This is a genomic window from Streptomyces sp. DG2A-72 (assembly GCF_030499575.1).
In the GTDB taxonomy this organism is placed as follows: Bacteria; Actinomycetota; Actinomycetes; order Streptomycetales; family Streptomycetaceae; genus Streptomyces.
In genome coordinates, this window is sequence record NZ_JASTLC010000001.1 from 9,881,867 (window position 1) to 9,900,869 (window position 19,003).

15 protein-coding genes and 1 pseudogene are annotated in these 19,003 nt (G+C 69.4%); 7 read left to right on the forward strand and 9 right to left on the reverse strand.

Annotated elements, in window-relative coordinates:
• Positions 1 to 27 precede the first annotated feature (27 nt).
• From QQY66_RS46800 to QQY66_RS46810, 3 genes are all read right to left on the reverse strand, one after another.
• The gene (locus tag QQY66_RS46800; protein ID WP_301986604.1) at positions 28 to 1,371 is read right to left on the reverse strand and encodes a hypothetical protein; all 1,344 of its coding nucleotides are present in this window, start codon (positions 1,369 to 1,371) and stop codon (positions 28 to 30) included.
• Positions 1,368 to 2,084, reverse strand: coding sequence for a hypothetical protein (locus QQY66_RS46805; RefSeq protein ID WP_301986606.1), 717 nt, complete (start codon positions 2,082 to 2,084; stop codon positions 1,368 to 1,370). Before QQY66_RS46805 ends, QQY66_RS46800 begins: the two co-directional genes overlap by 4 nt.
• 321 nt (positions 2,085 to 2,405) lie before the next feature.
• A complete protein-coding gene (locus QQY66_RS46810) occupies positions 2,406 to 4,964 on the reverse strand; it encodes a DUF4157 domain-containing protein (RefSeq protein WP_301987729.1) in 2,559 nt (852 codons plus the stop codon).
• A gap of 467 nt (positions 4,965 to 5,431) precedes the next feature.
• Between QQY66_RS46810 and QQY66_RS46815 the strand changes: the two are divergent.
• The 4 genes and pseudogenes from QQY66_RS46815 to QQY66_RS46830 form a co-directional block, all read left to right on the forward strand.
• A pseudogene (locus QQY66_RS46815) lies at positions 5,432 to 5,638 on the forward strand (hypothetical protein); the annotation flags it as partial.
• 58 nt (positions 5,639 to 5,696) lie between these two features.
• Positions 5,697 to 7,385, forward strand: coding sequence for a hypothetical protein (locus QQY66_RS46820; RefSeq protein ID WP_301986607.1), 1,689 nt, complete (start codon positions 5,697 to 5,699; stop codon positions 7,383 to 7,385).
• A gap of 100 nt (positions 7,386 to 7,485) precedes the next feature.
• Positions 7,486 to 9,315 carry an NAD(P)/FAD-dependent oxidoreductase gene (locus QQY66_RS46825; protein WP_301986608.1) on the forward strand — a complete coding sequence of 610 codons (1,830 nt, stop codon included), beginning with the start codon at positions 7,486 to 7,488 and terminating at the stop codon, positions 9,313 to 9,315.
• Entirely contained in the window at positions 9,312 to 10,940 is a 1,629-nt protein-coding gene (locus QQY66_RS46830; protein ID WP_301986609.1) for a hypothetical protein, read from the forward strand. The genes QQY66_RS46825 and QQY66_RS46830 overlap by 4 nt, the downstream gene beginning before the upstream one ends.
• Before the next feature lie 7 nt (positions 10,941 to 10,947).
• Here the strand turns inward: QQY66_RS46830 and QQY66_RS46835 are convergent, their stop codons facing one another.
• From QQY66_RS46835 to QQY66_RS46855, 5 genes are all read right to left on the reverse strand, one after another.
• A complete protein-coding gene (locus QQY66_RS46835) occupies positions 10,948 to 11,163 on the reverse strand; it encodes a DUF4177 domain-containing protein (protein WP_301986610.1) in 216 nt (71 codons plus the stop codon).
• Positions 11,164 to 11,273: 110 nt separating this feature from the next.
• Positions 11,274 to 12,029, reverse strand: coding sequence for a pentapeptide repeat-containing protein (locus QQY66_RS46840; protein WP_301986611.1), 756 nt, complete (start codon positions 12,027 to 12,029; stop codon positions 11,274 to 11,276).
• 101 nt (positions 12,030 to 12,130) lie between these two features.
• Positions 12,131 to 12,616 carry a Fur family transcriptional regulator gene (locus QQY66_RS46845; protein ID WP_301986613.1) on the reverse strand — a complete coding sequence of 162 codons (486 nt, stop codon included), beginning with the start codon at positions 12,614 to 12,616 and terminating at the stop codon, positions 12,131 to 12,133.
• Positions 12,617 to 12,779: 163 nt separating this feature from the next.
• On the reverse strand, positions 12,780 to 15,017 hold the full coding sequence (locus QQY66_RS46850; protein WP_301986614.1) for a cation-translocating P-type ATPase: 2,238 nt from the start codon (positions 15,015 to 15,017) through the stop codon (positions 12,780 to 12,782).
• Between the two features lie 12 nt (positions 15,018 to 15,029).
• Positions 15,030 to 15,344: a DUF1490 family protein gene (locus QQY66_RS46855; RefSeq protein ID WP_301986615.1), complete on the reverse strand. Its 315-nt coding sequence runs from the start codon at positions 15,342 to 15,344 to the stop codon at positions 15,030 to 15,032.
• A 252-nt stretch (positions 15,345 to 15,596) separates the two neighbouring features.
• On the opposite strand from QQY66_RS46855, the gene QQY66_RS46860 reads away from it, so the two are divergent.
• The 3 genes from QQY66_RS46860 to QQY66_RS46870 all read left to right on the forward strand — a co-directional run bounded on the left by QQY66_RS46860 (position 15,597) and on the right by QQY66_RS46870 (position 18,294).
• Entirely contained in the window at positions 15,597 to 16,538 is a 942-nt protein-coding gene (locus tag QQY66_RS46860) for a zinc ABC transporter substrate-binding protein (protein ID WP_301986617.1), read from the forward strand.
• A 71-nt stretch (positions 16,539 to 16,609) separates the two neighbouring features.
• Entirely contained in the window at positions 16,610 to 17,416 is an 807-nt protein-coding gene (locus QQY66_RS46865; protein WP_301987730.1) for a metal ABC transporter ATP-binding protein, read from the forward strand.
• Positions 17,413 to 18,294: a metal ABC transporter permease gene (locus QQY66_RS46870; RefSeq protein WP_301986618.1), complete on the forward strand. Its 882-nt coding sequence runs from the start codon at positions 17,413 to 17,415 to the stop codon at positions 18,292 to 18,294. Before QQY66_RS46865 ends, QQY66_RS46870 begins: the two co-directional genes overlap by 4 nt.
• Before the next feature lie 44 nt (positions 18,295 to 18,338).
• Here QQY66_RS46870 and QQY66_RS46875 read toward each other — a convergent pair whose 3' ends face one another.
• Complete coding sequence (locus QQY66_RS46875; protein ID WP_301986619.1) at positions 18,339 to 18,932, reverse strand: TetR/AcrR family transcriptional regulator; 594 nt, start codon at positions 18,930 to 18,932, stop codon at positions 18,339 to 18,341.
• Positions 18,933 to 19,003 lie beyond the last annotated feature (71 nt).

The following is a 19,003-nucleotide window of genomic DNA, read 5'->3' on the forward strand; positions in this document are numbered from 1 at the left end:
ATCGGCCGGTGCGAGCCGGTCGCGGCTTCACTCAATGATGATTCTGGCGATTGCCTCCATGACGATCGCGTCGCTCTCACAGCCGTTGGTGTAGGCGATCCGTGCGCCGACGTTCCAGAACTGGGCCTCGCCCGGCATGAGCACGATCGCAGGTATCACCTTGTCCAGGGCTTCCCGGTGGCGTCCTGAATTGTCGTATGCGATGGCCATCAGGGAGTGGAGCGGGGCGGCGTAGGGATAATGCTCTTCCAGCGGTCGCATGATGCTGAGTGCGTTGTCGTACCGATGCTTCGTCAGGAGCCGCTGGGTCGGGGCCAGGGCCGAGGACAGCTTGGGGCGGTCGGCAGTGGGATAGATCGACTCGGCGGCGATGCCGAAGTAGCTGCTGCGCATGGTCATCACTTGCTCGTCGGGCCGGCAGCGAGCCATCCACGCCGAGACGGTGCGCCAGGACAGCTGGAACCATCGTTCGCGCGCGGCTGGGGCCCAGGAGCCGTCCGATCCGAGAAGTCCGGAGTAGACCTCCTCGGGGACTGCGGATCGTTCGGCGAACCGGCGTTCGCGCCACTCCGGCCCTGCAACCTGCTCTCCTGCGGACGCGCCCACTATGACGCTGCCGATCACCGTCAGGATGCCGATCCCCTCGCCGGAGGCGGCAATCCACGGTAGGTCGGCGGCGATCTCCTCCAACTGGGCGCTGGCCGCCCGGACGGCGATTCCGGCGCCCGGCCCCGCTGCATTGATCAGCGCGCACAGTGTGTGCAGCGCTGGTGCAGAGGCGTACATCTGCCCGGTCCACTCGTCGATGTCGGCGCACGCCCGAAGCCTGCCGACTTCGCACCAGGCACGCTGTACGAGCACCTCGGGCGTGGCCCGGCCGAGGGCGAATACCTCCGCGAGCGTGTGCAGGGCGCCGGGGCCCAGATAGCCGGACTGGTTGAGGTCGAACAGGTAGTCGACCGCGGTCGGGAAATCGTGCTCGTCCGCGAATGCGCGGACCGCCGCCAGGGCCTGGATGGGTGGCTTGCCGAGCTCGGCCTGGACGTGCCAGAAGCCCAGCAGAGTCATGGCCACTTCGCTCGGCAGCGGCCCGTGGTCGTCGGTGTAACCGGACAACGCCGTGTCGATACCGGTGACTTGACAGTACGCGACCTTCGACTCTGGAGCGAAACGCAGGCCGATGCTGCGCTCGAGTACTTGCAGGACCTTGATGGTGACCGACGCCCGCGTGCTCAGGAACGGCTCGAGCGCGGCCGACCCGCCAGAGGCCGGCAGCCCGAGCCGACCGAAGAACATCAGGTCGCGGAACAGGTATTCGGCGATGCTCTTCGCCATCAGTGACGGCACTTTCGTGACGAAGAGGTCGGTCATGGTTTGCCCATTCCGAGATTCACCGCGGTGGCGATGTCCCCCCTGTGCCGGGAGACGACCCGGAAGGCACGGATGAGGAATTCCCTCGTGGATGCTCTGTCCGAACGGACGTAGGGGACCTGGGCGCGCAGCAGTGCGACCGAGAGGTCGTCCGCGAACCTTTTCGGCCGCAGTTCCTCGCCAATGGCCTGGTCGGCGACGGAGAATGCCGTCGCGATGCGATGTCGCGCCTCGGAGCTGTCCTGGAGGCCGGCCAGCGGGACGTACACCGATTCCTCGTCGACGTCGAGACTGCTCAGAAAGAGGATGCCGGGAATCGCCGGCGGAGCCTTCGGTGTGAACAGCGACCTGAGGATCGCATACGACGGATGCACGTCCCGGTCGAGCTCCATCCAGGGATCCCGGCTTCCCGCCGGCAGCGCAACAGGCGCACGGGCCGGGACGCCGAGGGTGAATAAGACCATGATCCGTGGGCCGCTGTCCGATGCCAGGGCTCCGCTCCCGTTCACGTACTCCGCGATGGCGGGATCCGCGGTCGGATGGAACAGCAGGAGCGCGTACACCCCTCGGTGTTCGAAATCGAGTCGGGCCAGGGCATCCGGTTGGAACAATCTGTTGAACGATTGAACATGCCCAGCGGCGTTCTTCGCAGTCGGGTCGAGTGAATATTCGAGCAGCGTCCTGATGGAAATCACGAGAAAAGGCCCGGCCATGACGCGGATCTTAGCGAGGGCCGGCCGCTGACGTCCCGCGCATGAAGTTTTGTCCTACACCTCTCCGCCGGCAACTGGCCCCCCCCTTCCGAACCATGGCGTTGTCGGCGGCACCTCACGCCATGCCGCCGATCTACCCCTGCGGCGGGAACGCCGACCCACCCCGGACCCCGGCCCCGGCGTACCTCTTCAACAAGAACGGCTACACCGGCTTCCACCACCCGCAGGCCGGTCTCGAGAGCGCGCTCCGGGACATCAACGACGACGGCCAAGGGGTGGGCGAGTTCACCGACGGGGGAGGCAGCGTGGCTACATCTGGAGCTACTGCTCGCTCCCCGGGAGTCCGAGGAGGTGGTCGACGAAGCTCTTGTAGGCATCGGCCTTCCGGTAGTCCGATTTGAGCTTCTCTTCCCTGCTCTGCAGGTCGGAGGCGAGCTCGGTCTTCATCAGGAAGTCGCGCAGGTGCTGTCCGCCGATCCAGCGGCCGAGGTCCTTGGTGGCGGAGGTCTTGTCGCTGAAGGCCCCCATCTTGTCTTCCTGCTGCATGTTCTGCAGAGCTGCCGCTGCGGCCTTGAACTGAGGCTGGCCGGGGCCGGGTGTGCCCCGCTGGTCGTAGTCTCGGCTGACGGCGGCGATGCTGTCGATATCCGGCTGCTTGACCCCGGCGCCGGCGTACAGCGATTGCCGGAACGCCTTGCTCTGCTCCATGCCGATGCTCTCGTACATGATGGTCTTGCCGGCCGACAGCGCCTCGGAGGTGCTCTGGTTGCCGGTCGTCATCACGATCGGCTCGCTCGCCTTGATCAGCGTCAGCATGTCGTCGTGCGGGACCCGGTCGGTCATGATCCAGTGCATCGTCTTGCCGACGCCGCCGGTTTCGTGGACCCCGATCGTCGGGGCAGGTTTCTGGGAGGACACCTCCACCAGTCGGACCTTGGCCACCCCGAGCCCCGCGAGGTCGTGCTTCACGGTGGCGTCGAGCGCCGGCATCTGCGTGGGCGAGGACTGGACGACGTGCACGTCGTTGTTCTTGCCGTTCTCGACCTCAGCCACAGTGAGCGCGAACCGCATCGCGCTCTTGTTTGAATAGGCGAAGTACAGCCGGGAAGTGGCGGCGGCGGCATAGTCCTTCGCCGCCTGCTCCTGGTCCTCCGGGAAGAGCGCGGTCAGGAGATCTTTGGACTTCAGCGCCTGGAGGTTCTCCAGCCGGGCGGCCCGCTTGTTCTCCTCGCCCGCAATGCTGTCCTGGTTCTGCTTGTAGGCCCGCAGGCCGGCGTCGAAGGTGATGCCGACCTCATCCCCACCGAGTCCGGTGGTATAGCCGGTCCCGGCGGCGCCCGGCGGTAGCGATTCCTTCTTGGAGTACTCGGTCATCGCGGAGACAGTGCTGCCCCATTGGTTGACGCTCATTTGGAATTTCTTGGTAGCGGCCAGCTGCGGGGCGACGATCGCGTGGGTGGGGCCCTCGCCGTGACCGAGTGGCGGAGCGGTGGGGGTGGCGCCGTCGAGCACCGTGAACGGGTGGCCGGAGTCCTCGAAGACGCCGGGCTGCTTCTTGTGCGCTGCCTCGGCGGTCAGCAGTGCGATGTCATTCTGGTTCGCCTCGGTACGCGGGAAGTTCTCGCGCAGCGCGTCGGCGGTCTTGACGCCGAGCATCAGGTCGCCCTTGCCCTGGGCCTCATGGGTGAAGACCGCGATGGGTGCCCGGCCGGTCCACTCCAGGCAGCTGTAGAGCTGGTCGATCAGGTGCGGCATGACCTGGTTCTTGTTGGTGATCTTCACAGATCCGGCCATCTGCTGGAACACCGCGTCGTTCAACTGGCTTGCGGCCCGTCGGCGCAGGTATTTGTGGGGAGCGGCCCGCTCCTTCTCCAGTTCGGCCCGGGCCTGTGCGGAGTTCGCCGCGAAGTCCTCCACCGAGACCTGATCGGCGACCCCCTTCTCCCGCTCCTCGACCGGCGCCGGAGGCGCGGTGGTGCGGGCGTGCGCTGCCAGGGCCGGCGCCGAGGGGACCTGCTGCTGGGTGGCCGCGGAGCTCGACTGTTGCCCGGCCCTGGTGAGCCCGGCCGGATTGGGCCTGGGCACCGGCCGCGGGGGGCGGGCCGGGGTGGTCGCGGCCGAGGTGGTGGACGCCGGAGCAACCCCCGAAGCCGACATGGCCCCGGGCTGCTGCGGCGGCGGGAGACCCAGCGCCGACGCGAGGCCGCCAAGGCTGTCGTAGGCCGTCGCGCCGGTACGTGCCGCATCGACCGCACTCCACTTCGGCGCCGACCCCGGGATCTGCTCCTTCAACTCCCTGATCGCCTGAGCGGTGTTGTAGCCGCTCAGGCCGCCCTGGAAGACCCGCTGCACGGGGAGCGAGGACGCGGAGTCCCCACCGCCCGACGTTGGGGGCGCGTCGGCGCCCGAGAAGCGGCCCTGCGGGGCGGGGCCGCTCATCACCCGACGGGCGTTGGCCTCCGCCTCCCGCTCGAACCGGTCGGAAGGGTCCGACACCCGCAGACCCCCACCGTTGTCAGTGGCAGCGACCGGCCCTTGTCGCTGCTGGATGACATGCGTCAGCTCGTGCGCCAGGGTGTGCTTGTCGGCGCCGCCCTCGCCGACGACCACATGGCTGCCCGAGGTGTAAGCGCGGGCACCGACTTCGGCGGCGGAGGCCTTCGCGGCGCCGTCGGTGTGGATGCGGACGTCGGAGAAGTCCGCCCCGAGGCGGGATTCCATGTCGGTGCGGGTGGCTTCGTCCAGTGGCTGGCCGGGGGCGCGCAGGACGTTGTGGACGGCAGAGCGCTGTACGGCGGGGGGTGCGGTGCTCTGGTGGCTGCAACTGTCGCTGTGCTGGTGCTCCTCGCGGGCCCGATGGTGGCCGGCCTGTCGGAGCATCTGGACCACGGCTGCGTTACCCACCGTGCTCTGAAGCGTGAGCAGTCCCTGCGGCGATGACGCACCCCGTCGCTGCGTGGCGGCCGACGCTCCTGTCGTTGAGGCGGGACCCTGGTCCGGCTTCCTCTGGTCGCCCGATCTGTCGTTGCGCTGCGTCCGCACTGACTACTCATCCCCCACGGTTAACGTCGCGACCTTTCTTGGTACACCCGGGTGACGGTGTGCGACCAGGGCTGCGGGGGCAGACTTTGGCGCCCGATCGGGCAATAACCGGGCGCGCGGGAAGGGGGCAGACGTCATGCCTTAGCCCGAGACGGTCTCGTCTTGCTCGACAAGCCACCGTTGGTGGCTGCGGTCGAGCAGCACCAGGAGAACGGTGACGCCCATGCAGTCAGTGCTTTGGGGATCGCGATCTCCCCTGGCTGCCAACATCGCGGCGACGCCGGCGTTGGAGTGGGGGCGAGCGCTTGGCCGTCAGCGTCCTCATCGACGCCACCATCGTCCGTCTGCTGCTCGTACCGCCCGTGATGATGCTGCGGGCCGCCAGGCCCTGGTGGACTCCGCGCCTGCTGGACCGGGTGCTGCCGCACATCGTCGCCGAGGGCGAGAGCGAACGGAAAGCGCCCCTGAGGCAGCCACCAATGGGCGTATGGTGCGTCTCTCAGGGTGGGTAGGCCGGTGGTGCGGCCGGCAGGTCGTGGCCAGACTGATGGCGGATGTGAGGAGAAGCCCATGGACTACTACGATCTCGGCACCCACTCCCGCCCCGTGACGACCTCGTCCGCCGAGGCCCAGCTGAGGTTCGACCGCGGCCTGGTGTGGACGTACGCCTTCCACCACGAGGAAGCCGTCCGCTGCTTCGAGGCCGCGGCAGCGGCGGACCCCGGCTGCGCCATGGCCCAGTGGGGCATCGCCTACGCGCTCGGCCCCAACTACAACAAGCCGTGGGAGGCCTTCGACGGCGACGAACTGGAACGCACCGTCGACCGGACCCACGCCGCCGTGGAACTCGCCCACGACAGGATGGCCGGCACCACGCCCGTCGAGCAGGCCCTGATCCAAGCCCTGCGCGCCCGCTATCCGCAGGCCGAGGCGGTGGAGGACTGCTCGGTGTGGAACGCGCCCTACGCCGACGGCATGCGCGCCGTCCACGACCTCGCCCCCGACGACCTGGACGTGGCCACGCTGTACGCGGACGCCCTCATGAACCTCACGCCCTGGCAGCTGTGGGACCTGCCCACCGGAGAGCCCGCCGAAGGCGCCCGCACGATGGAGGCCAAGGCCGTCCTGGAACGCGCACTGGCCACCGAGGAGGGGGCACGCCACCCGGGCCTGCTGCACCTCTACATCCACCTGATGGAGATGTCCCCGACCCCGGAGACCGCCCTTCCGGTCGCCGACCGGCTGCGCGACCTGGTGCCGGACGCGGGGCACCTGCAGCACATGCCCTCGCACCTGGACGTGCTGTGCGGCGACTACCGGCGCGTCGTGTCGGACAACACCCGGGCGATCGCCGCCGACGAGAAGTTCCGCGCCCGCTCCGGCGCGATGAACTTCTACACCCTGTACCGATCTCACAACTACCACTTCAAGATCTACGGTGCGATGTTCCTCGGCAGGTCCCGAACCGCACTTCGGACGGCCGCCGAACTCGAGGCCTCCATCCCCGAAGAACTGCTGCGGGTGCAGAGCCCGCCCATGGCCGACTGGCTGGAGGGCTTTCTGGCCATGCGGGTCCACGTCCTGATCCGCTTCGGCCGCTGGGCGGACATCCTCGAGCTGCCCCTGCCTGCCGATCCGGAGCTCTACAGCGTGACCACCGCGATGCTGCACTACGCCCGCGGCGTGGCCCTCTCGGCGACCGGCCGCATCCCGGAGGCCGAGACCGAACGCGAGCTGTTCCACCGCGCGCTCGCCCAAGTCCCGCCCACCCGCATGCTGTTCAACAACACCTGCGCCGACATCCTCGCCGTCGCCTCGGCGATGCTGGACGGGGAGCTCGAGTACCGCAAGGGCAACCACGACACCGCCTTCGCCGCCCTGGAACGGGCCATCGACCTGGACGACAACCTCCCGTACGACGAGCCCTGGGGATGGATGCAGCCCACCCGGCACGCCTACGGCGCCCTCCTCCTGGAACAGGGCCGCGTAGCGGAGGCCGAGGCGGTCTACCGCGCCGACCTGGGCCTGGACGACACCCTCCCGCGCGCCCTGCAGCATCCCGGGAACGTCTGGTCCCTGCACGGCTTCCACGAGTGCCTGCTCCGCCTCGGCAAGGTGGGGGAGGCACGTATCGTCGCCCAGCAGCTGAAGATGGCCGCCGCCATGACGGACGTCCCCGTCGAGGCGTCCTGCTTCTGCCGCCTGGAGCGGGAGTCGGACGGCGATGCCAAGGGTGACTGCTGCGTCCCGGAACACTGACTGCCAGGGGAACGCCCCTCGTCGTCGCGGTGATCCCACCATGGCCAAAATTTAAGGCAGTTGATTGACGTAAATATTGGCGGCCCGATTGACTGCGCCCATGACCTTCCCCCACGCCTCACCCGCCCCCGACGCGCCCGGCCTCGACCTCGAGTCGCTGCGCGCCCGCTACCGAGCCGAGCGGAACCGCAGAATCCGCCCCGACGGCGGCGGCCAGTACCAGCGGCTCGCCGGAGAGTTCGGCTACTACGCCGACGACCCGTACGCCGATCCGCTGCCGGGCCGCGAGCCGTTGACCGACCGGGTCGAAGTCGCCATCGTCGGCGGAGGGTTCGGCGGACTGCTCGCCGGCGCGCGGCTGCGGCAGGCGGGCATCACCTCGATCCGCGTGATCGAGAAGGGCGGCGACTTCGGCGGCACCTGGTACTGGAACCGGTATCCCGGCATCCACTGCGACATCGAGTCGTACATCTACATGCCGCTGCTGGAGGAGGTCGGCTACGTCCCGCAGTGGAAGTACGCCCCCGGCGAGGAGATCCGCCGCCATGCCCAGGCGATCGGGCGGACCTTCGACCTGTACCGCGACGCCTGCTTCCAGACCCAGGTCACCGAACTGCGCTACGACGAGGCCGAGTCGGAGTGGATCGTCACCACCGACCGGGGCGACCGGATGCGGGCACGCTTCGTCGTCACCGCCAGCGGCACCCTCAGCGAGCCCAAGCTGCCCGGCATCCCCGGCATCACCGACTTCAAGGGCCACACCTTCCACACCAGCCGCTGGGACTACGCCTACACCGGAGGCGACGCCGACGGAAACCTCCACCGGCTCGCCGACAAACGCGTCGGACTGATCGGCACGGGCGCGACCGCGATCCAGTGCGTACCGCATCTGGGCGCCGACGCCCGGCGGTTGTACGTGTTCCAGCGGACGCCCTCCTCGGTCGACGTGCGCGGCAACCGCCCCACGGATCCCGACTGGGCCGAGTCGTTGACGCCGGGCTGGCAGCGGCGTCGTATGGAGAACTTCCTCACCCTGGTCACCGGCGGCCCGGCGGACGAGGACCTCGTCGACGACGGCTGGACCCACACCGCCCGGCTGCAGCAGAAGCTGATCCCCAGCGACAGCCACCGTCGGCAGCTGCCGCCCGAGGAGCGGGAACGGGCGTACGAGATCGCCGACTTCCAGAAGATGAACGAGATCCGCGCCCGCGTGGACGCCCTCGTCGAGGACGCGGAGACGGCCGAGCTGCTCAAGCCCTGGTACCGCTACATGTGCAAGCGGCCCACCTTCAGCGACTCCTACCTGCAGACCTTCAACCGGCCGAACGTCACCCTCGTCGACACGGCCGACAGCCACGGCGTGGAGCGGATCATCGAGGGCGGGGTCGTCGTCGGAGGCCGGGAGTACGAGGTCGACTGCATCATCTTCGCCACCGGCTTCGACGTCGGTGTGTCCGGCGTCTTCTCCGGACGGCTCCCCGTCCACGGCAGGGGCGGTGTCACCCTGACCGAGGCCTGGCGGCAGGGCCCCAAGACCCTGCACGGCTTCTACAGCCACGGTTTCCCCAACCTCTTCCAGCTGGGCACGCTGCAGAACGCCGGCTCCGTCAACTTCGTCCACGTCCTCGACGAACAGGCCGCCCACGTGGCCGCCGTGGTCCGTACCGCACGCGACCGGCAGGCGCTGCGGGTGGAGCCGAGTGCCGAGGCCGAGGCCGCATGGGTGGCGACGATCCGTCGGAAGGCGGCCGACCTCTACCGCTTCCAGGCCGAGTGCACCCCCGGCTACTACAACAACGAAGGCCGGCCCAGAGAGCGCAGCGAGTCGTACGGCGACGGACCGATCGCCTTCCACGCCCTGCTGGGCAAGTGGCGTACGAACGGCGGCCTGAGCGAGGTCCTCGTCGACGGCGACGGAGGCACGGAATGACGGCGACGCGGGCCGACCGGTACGGCACCGCAGGTCGTAGCCCCGGCCGCAGCAACCGCTGGAACATCGCCCGGCTCAACCCGCCCAGCCGTCTGTGGGGTTCCAACGGCGTGGCCTTCGGTCCCGACGGGCGGCTGTACGTCGCCCAGTTCCTCGCCGGCCAGATCAGCGCCGTGGATCCGGCGAGCGCCGACATCGAGGTGATCGTCCCGATGGACGGGCCCGTCCAGTCGCCGGACGACCTCGCGTTCGGTGCGGACGGCTCGATGTACATCGCCGACCTCGTTCCCGGGAGGGTGTGGCGCCGCAGCCCGCAGGGCGACTACACGCTCGTGTCCGACCAGGTGCGGGTGCCCAACGGCATCACCTGTGTGGGAGACCGGCTCTTCGTCAACGAGATGAAGATGAACGGCCGGCTCCTGGAGCTCTTCCCCGACGGCCGCGATCCGGTGGTGCTCACCGAGGGACTCGCGCTCGGCAACGCCATGCAACTCGGCCCGGACGGCTGCCTGTACTACCCGCACATGCTGACCGGCGAGGTGTGGCGCATCCCGGCCGACGGCGGAGCGCCCGAACGCGTCGCGCAGGACGTGCACGAACCGGTCGCGGTCCGCTTCGACCGGGGCGGCGTCCTGACGGTTCTCTCCCGGGGCGAGGCCGGCATCGTGACCCGGATCGACCTGCACGGCTCCGGTGCCCGGTCCGTCGTCACCAGCGGCGTCGTAGGTCTGGACAACGCCGCCTTCGACGACGAGAACCGCATGTACGTCTCCAGCTTCGCCAGCGGAGGCGTCACAGAGATGCACCCCGACGGCCGTACCCGCGAGATCGTGCCGACCGGACTCGACGGACCCTTCGGCCTCACGGTCGACCTCGGTGGCACCGTGTACGCGGCGGACCACTACCGCGTCGCCGCCCTGCGGCCCACCGGCGTCCGCGACGTAGGCGAGGTGCGTACGCACGGCCACCTCGAACTGACCCACGCAGTCACCGTGGACGGCGGCCTGCTCCACACGACCTCGCAGTACGGCGAGATCAGAACCCACGACCCGGCACAGGGGACCACTCGGGTACGGGCGCGGGGACTGAACCGGCCGGCGGGCATCACCATGGCGCCGGACGGCCGGACCGTGTTCGCCGAGACGGGTGCCGGACGGATCATGGCCCTGGAGGCGGGCGACACCCTCACTGTCCTCGCCGAAGGACTCGGCCACCCCGTCGACGTCGCGTTCGACGCAGAAGGCCGCTGCTACATCAGCGACGACCAACGCGGCACGGTGCTCGTCATCAATGACCAAGCTCCGCCGGTCACTCTGGCCGACGGACTCGAAGCCCCGCAGGGGCTGGCGGTTCTGGGCGACGATCTGTTCATCGTGGAGGCCGGCCGCCGGACGCTCACGGCCATCTCCCTCACCACGGGGGAGTGCCGGGTCGAGGCCGAGGACCTGCCGGTGGGCCTGCCCGTGGGCACGACCCGCACCGAACCGGCGCTCTTCACCCACGACATGCCCGGCACCCCCCGCTCCTTCGCCGGCCTCACCACCGCCCCGGACGGCACGCTGCTGCTGTCGGCGAACGGCGAGGGCACCGTGCTGCGGCTGCGACGAGGGAGGCCTGCCACGTAGTACTACGTCAGCCGAGCGGCCGCTCCAGCGTCAGCAGCAACCCCTCCACCGCGCCGGGTCCTATGCGGCCCTTGACGTCGGCGGACGTGATGGCCTTGAGCGCCCAACCGTCCTCGGCGTGCTTGTTGAGGACCTTCTCCAGCTTGTCCCCGTCCAGTGCGTCGCCGATCAGCGACTCCCGGAAGGTGACGACCTTGTACTCGTACATATGAGGGCTGCTCATGGCTACGGGGCTCTCCTGCGCGTCGGTCGGCGTGACCGGGCCACCCAATCACCAGGTCGTAAGAACCGTCCAGAGGCGTCTGCTTGGGCCAGCCCTTCCGCAGCCCGAGGTCAGTTCCGCAGAGTCGACGGCAAAAGCGTCCGAGGGTCATCAAGACCTCTCGCGTCCACCAATTGATCGAAGGTAAGGCCCTTTGTATCTCTCAGGTCGGCCCCGTCGAGATGTGATCCTTGCAAACGTGTCCGGATCAGGTCTGCTCCCTGGAGATGGGCCCGGCAGAGAACGGCGCCTTCGAGATTCGCGCCACGAAGGTCTGCCTTATGAAGCCACACGCCGAGCAGGTTGACCGGCCTCAGTTCCCGCTCCGGCCGCTGCGGTCGACGTCCCAGGACTGTCAACGCTGCCTGTACATCCGCTGCCACACGCCGGTCAGCTGCATGCTGGGCAGTGGGCGGTTGCGCGTGCTCCCGCACGAATGCGGCGAGGACTTCCACGATCGTGTAGTGATCGCGAGCTGAGTCAGCCATGACGCGCTCCAGTGCATAGATTCCGCCGATGCGCTCATCTCCTTTGTCTGAGGCAAGCTGCTCGATCGCCTTCGTATAGCGATCGGTGACTTGCCCCTCACGTGAGAGGAGGTAATTGCGGGCGGTGAACACCAATGCGCCCGCGGCTCCGATGCCCGCGACCGACTGGATGACGGACTGTCTGACCGCGCTCACGGCTGCCGCCCGGTCCTTGGCGTCGGCGATGTCCCTCACGGTGTCTCCGGCGATCAGCCATGTCAGGGGCCCGAGTAGCGCCCACCACGACACCATCACTGCGATGACGACGACGGTGATCAATATGAACTGCTTGACTCGCATCCGCCCCCCCCTTGCGCGCAAGCCCCCTATACCCAAAGGACATGCGGCCGACGCGCCCTCGTCCCGGCGCGGCCATCGGGAGGACGGCGACGACTGTTCCTTCAGCTCTCGGAGCCGGGGGCCCGGTAGCTCGGGATTTCAGGGTCCGAATCCCAGAGGCGTGACGGCAGTTCCCCCTCGTCCGTGGTGGGCTGACAGCCGGCGCAGACGCCGGTGAGTTCGACGGTGTGCTCCACCGCCGCGAATCCGGAGTCGGCGGCGATCCGTCCCGCCCACTCCTCGACCACCTCGGAGTCCACCGGCCGGCTGCTGCCGCAGGCGCGGCAGATCAGGTAGTGGCGGTGTCTGCCTGCGGGCCGCCATCGATAGAGCCGTTCACCGGCGCCGGCTTGCACGACATCGACCGCGTCCGCGGCCTCCAGGTCGCGCAGGGCTCGGTACACGGTGGTCAGCCCGATCCGTGCGCCGTCCTCGGTCATACGAGCGTGCAGGTCCTGCGCGGAGACGAAGTCGTGGCAGCTCGCGAGAGCTGAGAGGAGGGCCGACCGCTGCCGGGTGGGCCGCTGTTGCCCCGTCGGGTTGCTCACACCAGGTTCACTCCCAGGGCTGCCTTCGGCAGTGTGATGAAAATGAAAGCCATAGCCATATGAACGATAGCTCATGTGGGATGGGGTGCGTGCCAGGGCGTGAGCGGGTACGGGGCGACGAGGCTCGGACCACGAGGGAACGCCGGACTGCCGGTGTGGGAAGTCAGCGCACTCGCCGCTCCTCCAACGGCGCGGCGCGCAGCCGTGCTGTGGCGTCGCTGGGCAGGTGGGGGGTGTGGCCCACCAGCCGGGCGGAGTTGGCGGCCACGGCGATGCTGCTGGTGTTGTGGAGCAGGGCGGCCAGGACAGGGTTGATGGAGCCGCCGGCGCCCGCGACGAGGCCGGCGAGGTTCACACCGATGGACAGGGTGTAGTTCTGCCGTACGACGCGCAGGGTGTGCCGGCTGAGTTCCACGACGGCGGCGACATTGCGCAGGTCGTTTCCGGCCAGGGCGATGTCGGCCGTCTCCAGCGCGACGTGGGAGGAGTGGGCGCCCATGACGATGCCGACGTCCGCGAGCGCCAGTGCGGGGGCGTCGTTGGTGCCGTCGCCGACCATCGCCACGCTGTGTCCCTCTGCCTGGAGGTCGCGGATCAGCTGGAGTTTGGCCTCGGGCAGCGCGTGGGCGTGGACCTCGGTGATGCCGAGGGTGTCGGCGACGGCCTGGGCGGTCTCGGGTGCGTCGCCGGTCAGCAGCGCGATGCGGGTGACCCCGAGGTCGGTCAGCCGGCGGGCGACGGTGTCGGCTCCGCCGCGTACGGCGTCGGACAGGCCGAGCATGCCGATCAGCCTGTCGTCGTGGGCGAGGCAGATGACGGTCTCGCCGGCGCTGCGCAGTCGGCTCGTCCAGTCCTGGGCGACGTCGGAGAGTTCCAGGCCGTGGCGGCGCAGCAGGGCGGGGCTGCCCACGAGCAGGCGGGTGCCGTCGAGTTCGGCGCGTACGCCCATCCCGAGCACGACCTCGCAGGCCTGGTGGATCGGGATGTGCAGGTGCTGTTCCTCGGTGCGCCGGACGATGGCTTCGGCGAGCGGGTGCCGGGCGTGCAGCTCGCCGGAGGCCGCCAGGCTCAGCACCTCGTCGGCGGTGACCGCCTCGTCGAGTGTGACCACGCTGGTGACCAGGGGGCGGCCGAGCGTGAGGGTGCCGGTCTTGTCGAAGACCACGGCGGTGACGCGGCCGATCCCTTCCAGATGGGTGCCGCCCTTGATGAGGGTGCCTCTGCGGGCGCCGTTGCCGATGGCCGCGCTGATCGCGGTCGGGGTGGCCAGGCCCGCGGCACAGGGGCAGGCGATCAGCAGCATAGTCATGGCCCGCCGGGCGTCGCGGGTGAGCACGTACGTGATCCCGGCGAGCGCGAAAGAGACGGGCACGAAGCGGCGGGTGAAGGCGGCGGCCACGGTCTGGATCGGGGCCCGGTCGGCCTGTGCCTCCTCGACGCGGGTGATGATCCGTCCGACGACCGTGTCCTGCCCGACCGAGGTGGCCCGTACGGTGATCGAACCGGTGGAGACGAGGGTGCCCGCGTACACCTCGCTGCCCGGCTGGACGTACACCGGGAGCGCCTCGCCGGTGATCGCCGCCTGGTCCACCAGTGCCTCGCCGGACTCGGCGGTGCCGTCGACGGGGATGCGGTGGTGCTCGTAGACCGCGACGACGTCCCCGGTCCCGACCTCCGTGAGGTCGACCTCCACCTCCACACCGTCGCGGACCAGCCAGACGCGCTCCTCGCCGATGGAGAGCAGTTCCTCGATGGCGCGTCGGGTTCGCCGCAGGGTGATGGCCTGGAGGAACTCACCGATGTTGAGCAGCCACAGCACCATGAGCGCGACCACGTTCTCGCGCAGGACCAGCGAGATCACGGTCGCTGTCGTCACCAGCAGATCGGTGCCCGCGTGGCGTCTGCCGCCGAGGGTGCGTGCGGCGCCGCGGAAGAACGGCAGTCCGGTGAAGACGGTGACCGCGCCGAGCAGGCCGGCCGAGCCCGCCGGGGTCCACGGGGGCCGGCCGAGCAGTCGCCGCAGGCCCACCACGGCGAGCACCGCACCGCCGACGACCAGCCGCGCGACCTCCCCCGTGGAGGAGTCGGGCACCGACCGGCTGCCCCTGGCCGGCACCCCCGGCGGCGGCGCCTCGGCGAGGGCGGCGACGAGCCGGTCCACGTCGACCAGCTCGGGCTGCACCCAGACGATCACGGCGCCGGTCCGCGGGAAGATGCGCAGCGCCCGGAAACCCGGCAGATCCGTGAACCGCTCATCGACGATCCCGGCACAGCCCGGCCGCGCGCGCAGCCAGGGAACCAGCAGCCGTACGCGGCCGGCGGCGGCGGACCGCACCACCACCCCGGAGCCGGAGACCGGACCGGGCACGGGCACATCACCGGGTGCGGAGGTGCCGGACATGACGATCGCCTCTCAGTGATCGTGGTCGTGGGCGTGCCCCTCGACACCGACCGCCGAGGGCGGCGGCGCCTCCTCACCCAACTGCTCCCTGGCCTCCGCCAGCAGGTCTCCCGCCTTCAGGCGAGCCTCTTCGGCGGCCTCCCCGAGCCGGCGCCCCGTCGTGATGCCACCGGCGATGCCGCTGACCAGCAGCCGGCGGGCCACGGGTTTCGCCTTGGGGGCGGCCTTGGCGGCTCCCCGCAGCACCAGTACGCCGGCGGTTCCGGACAGGGCGTAGTGCGTGATGCGGCCCACGACCACACCCGCGAAAGCGGCGGGATGCATCATGGCCTCCTTCCGCGGAGCCCGCGAAGCGGATCCATCCGCCTTCGGCGCGGTACGTCCATTCTCGTCCCGCAGCGGTTGTCGCGCATCAGCCGTACCGCGCCAGGCCAAGACGACAGAGGGTCATTTCCCGGTAATGATTGTCATATGGAATGGCTGGAAGGCCGTCTTGACATCCGTTTCCATCTAGCGTGGTGCTGACGCCGGGACAGATCGAGCTCGGTGGACATCCCCCTGGTTGCGGAGGAATCATTCATGCCTGCGTCCTCATCCCGGCGCCTGGCGCCGCTCATCACCGGTGCTTCCTTGGTCCTCCTGGCCGGTTGCGGCAGCTCGTCCGATTCCGGCAGCGACACCGCCGCCGGGCAGAGTCCCGTTTCCGCGTCCTCCGTCGCCGTGGTGGCCTCGACGAATGTCTACGGCGACATCGTCAAGCAGATAGGCGGCCAGAAGGTCGACATCACCTCGATCATCAGTGATCCCGACCAGGACCCGCACTCCTACGAGGCCAATACGCAGAACCAGTTGGCGCTGTCCAAGGCGAAGGTCGTCGTCGAGAACGGCGGCGGTTACGACGACTTCATCGACCGCATGCTGAAGAGCAGCGACAACTCGTCCGCCGAAGTGATCAACGCCGTCAAGGTCTCCGGGAAGACCGCCCCGGCGGGCGGGGAGCTCAACGAGCACGTCTGGTACGACTTCCCCACGACCGCCAAGCTCGCCGACCGCATCGCGGCAGCCCTGGCCAAGGCCGACCCGGACGACGCCGCCACCTTCACCAAGAACGCGGGCGCCTTCAAGGCGAAGCTGAAGCCGCTGGAGGCGAAGGAAGCGCAGATCAAGACCGACCACGGCGGCGAGCCGATCGCCATCACCGAGCCCGTGCCGCTGTACCTGACCGAGGCGAGTGGCCTGGTGAACAAGACGCCCGAGGCGTTCAGCGAAGCCATCGAGGAAGGCGACGACGTCTCCCCGAGGACCCTGCAGGAGACGCTGGCGCTCTACACGGACAAGAAGGTCGAGGCGCTGGTCTACAACGAGCAGACCTCCGGTCCGCAGACCGAGAAGGTCGAGCAGGCGGCCAAGTCCGCCGGGATTCCCGTCGTCCCCGTCACCGAGACCCTGCCCGAAGGCAAGGACTACGTCGGCTGGATGACCGCCAACGTCGACGCGCTCGCGAGCGCGCTCGGCAAGTGAGGCGGTTCACCGTGACCTCCTTGCCCCGTGCCCGGGAGGGCAGGACCGAGGACCGTGGCACGGACGCCGCGGTGATCAGCCTGCGCGGTGCGGCCCTGTCCTACGGCGAGCGGGTGCTGTGGCAGGACCTCGATCTCGAGGTACGGGCCGGGGAGTTCCTGGCCGTGCTCGGGCCCAACGGATCGGGCAAGACCAGCTTCGTACGCGCCCTGCTGGGCCAACGACAGCTGTCCGCAGGGAAGTTGACGATTCTGGGCCGCCCGCCGCACAAGGGCAGCAGGCACATCGGCTACGTCCCGCAGCAGGCCACGCTGTCCGAGCAGGCGATGTTGCGCGCCCGGGACCTGGTCCGCTTCGGCATCGACGGGCACGGCTTCGGGCCCCGGCTGCGCTCGGGCGCCGTACGCCGCCGCGTGGACGAGGTCCTCGCCTCGGTCGGGGCCGCCGCGTACGCGGATGTCCCCGTCGGCCTGCTCTCGGGCGGCGAACGCCAGCGCGTCCGCATCGGGCAGGCGCTGGCGACCGACCCGCGCATCCTGCTGTGCGACGAGCCGCTGCTCTCCCTCGACCTGCACCACCAGCGGGCCGTGACGGAACTGGTGGACGCCCGGCGCCGCTCGCACGGCACTGCGGTGGTGTTCGTGACCCACGAGATCAACCCGGTGCTGGGACTGGTGGACCGCGTGCTGTACCTCGCCCGTGGGGGCTTCCGGGTCGGCACGCCCGACGAGGTGCTGACCTCGGAGGCGCTGTCGCAGCTGTACGGCACACAGGTCGACGTCATCCGGGTCCGGGACCGGATCACGGTCGTCGGCGTGCCCGACGAGGTGGCGGAACCACCGCACCACCCTGAACTGCCACACGGAGTACGACCATGACGATCGCCGAGGGGATCTGGCAGCAGATCTTCAACTTCGACAACTACGGCGAACTGCTCGCCCTGGTCCGCAACTCCCTCATCGCAGGCGTCGCACTCGGCCTGGTCGGCGGCCTGGTCGGGGTCTTCGTCATCATGCGGGACCTGCCGTTCGCTGTGCACGGGATCAGCGAGCTGTCGTTCGCCGGGGCCTCGGCCGCGCTGCTGCTGGGCGTGAACATCGTGGGCGGCTCGATCGTCGGCTCGCTCATCGCCGCAGGAGCCATCGGGCTGCTCGGTTCGCGCGCGCGGGACCGCAACTCGGTGATCGGGACCCTCATGCCGTTCGGCCTCGGCCTCGGCGTGCTCTTCCTCGCCCTGTACAAGGGCCGGGCGGCGAACAAGTTCGGCATCCTCACCGGGCAGATCGTCGCCGTCGACACCCCGCAGATGTCCTGGCTTCTCGGCACGTCGGCCGTGGTGCTCGTAGCGCTGATGGTCATGTGGCGCCCGCTCGCCTTCGCCAGCGCGGACCCGGAGGTGGCCGAGGCCCGAGGGGTGCCGGTTCGGGCCCTGTCGTTCGCCTTCATGCTCGTACTGGGGCTCGCCGTCGCGCTGTCCGTGCAGATCGTCGGCGCGCTGCTGGTCCTCACCCTCGTCGTCACACCCGCGGCCGCCGCGGCCCGGATCACAGCGTCTCCCGTGCTGCTGCCCGCGCTGAGCGTGCTCTTCGCGGTGGCCTCCATCGAGGGCGGGATCCTGCTGGCCCTGGGCAGCAGCATCCCCATCAGCCCCTACGTGACCACCATCTCGTTCGCGATCTACCTTGTCTGCCGACTGATCGGCACGTACCGGACCCGGCAGTGGGGAGCGCGGGAAACCGTTCCCGAGTCCGCCTGACCAACCGTCGCCGCGCTGCCCGAAGAGCCCATCCCCCGAGGTCTTCATCGCGGTCGGCGCAGGCCTGCGATGAGGAGTGCGACCAGTTGGCGGGCGTCGTAGCGGGGGTCGCTGTCCGCGCCGATGCAGAGGTTGCCGACGCCGCGCATGAGTGCGTAGGCGTCCACGTCGGCGCGGATCTCCCCGGCGGTGGCCGCGGCTTCGAGCAACTGCGTGCAGACGGGCACGAGGCGGTCGAGGAAGTAGGCGTGCAGCGTGTCGAAGCCGGAGTTGTCGGACTGCAGCACGGCGGCGAGTCCGTGCTTGGTGACCAGGAAGTCGACGAAGAGGTCGATCCACTGTCCCAGTGCGGCATGCGGGGTCGGGGCGGCCGAGAGAAGGGCCGGTCCCGCCTCGGCGCAGGCGTCGACCTGGTGCCGGTAGACGGCGATGATGAGATCCGCTCGGGTGGGGAAGTGGCGGTAGATCGTGCCCATCCCGACGCCGGCCCGGGCCGCGATGTCGCGTACCGGCGCGTCCACGCCCGCGGTGACGAAGACCGCTGCGGCGGCGTCGAGCAGCGTCTCCTTGTTGCGCCGGGCGTCCGCCCGCTTGGGCCGGGCCGGGCGTGTCACGCCCTCCTCGCTGTCGTTCCCCACGCTACTTCCTCCACTGACTCGCCGGCCGCGCTTGCTAAGCGGAACATCGCTCCGTATCGTTAACGGAGCAG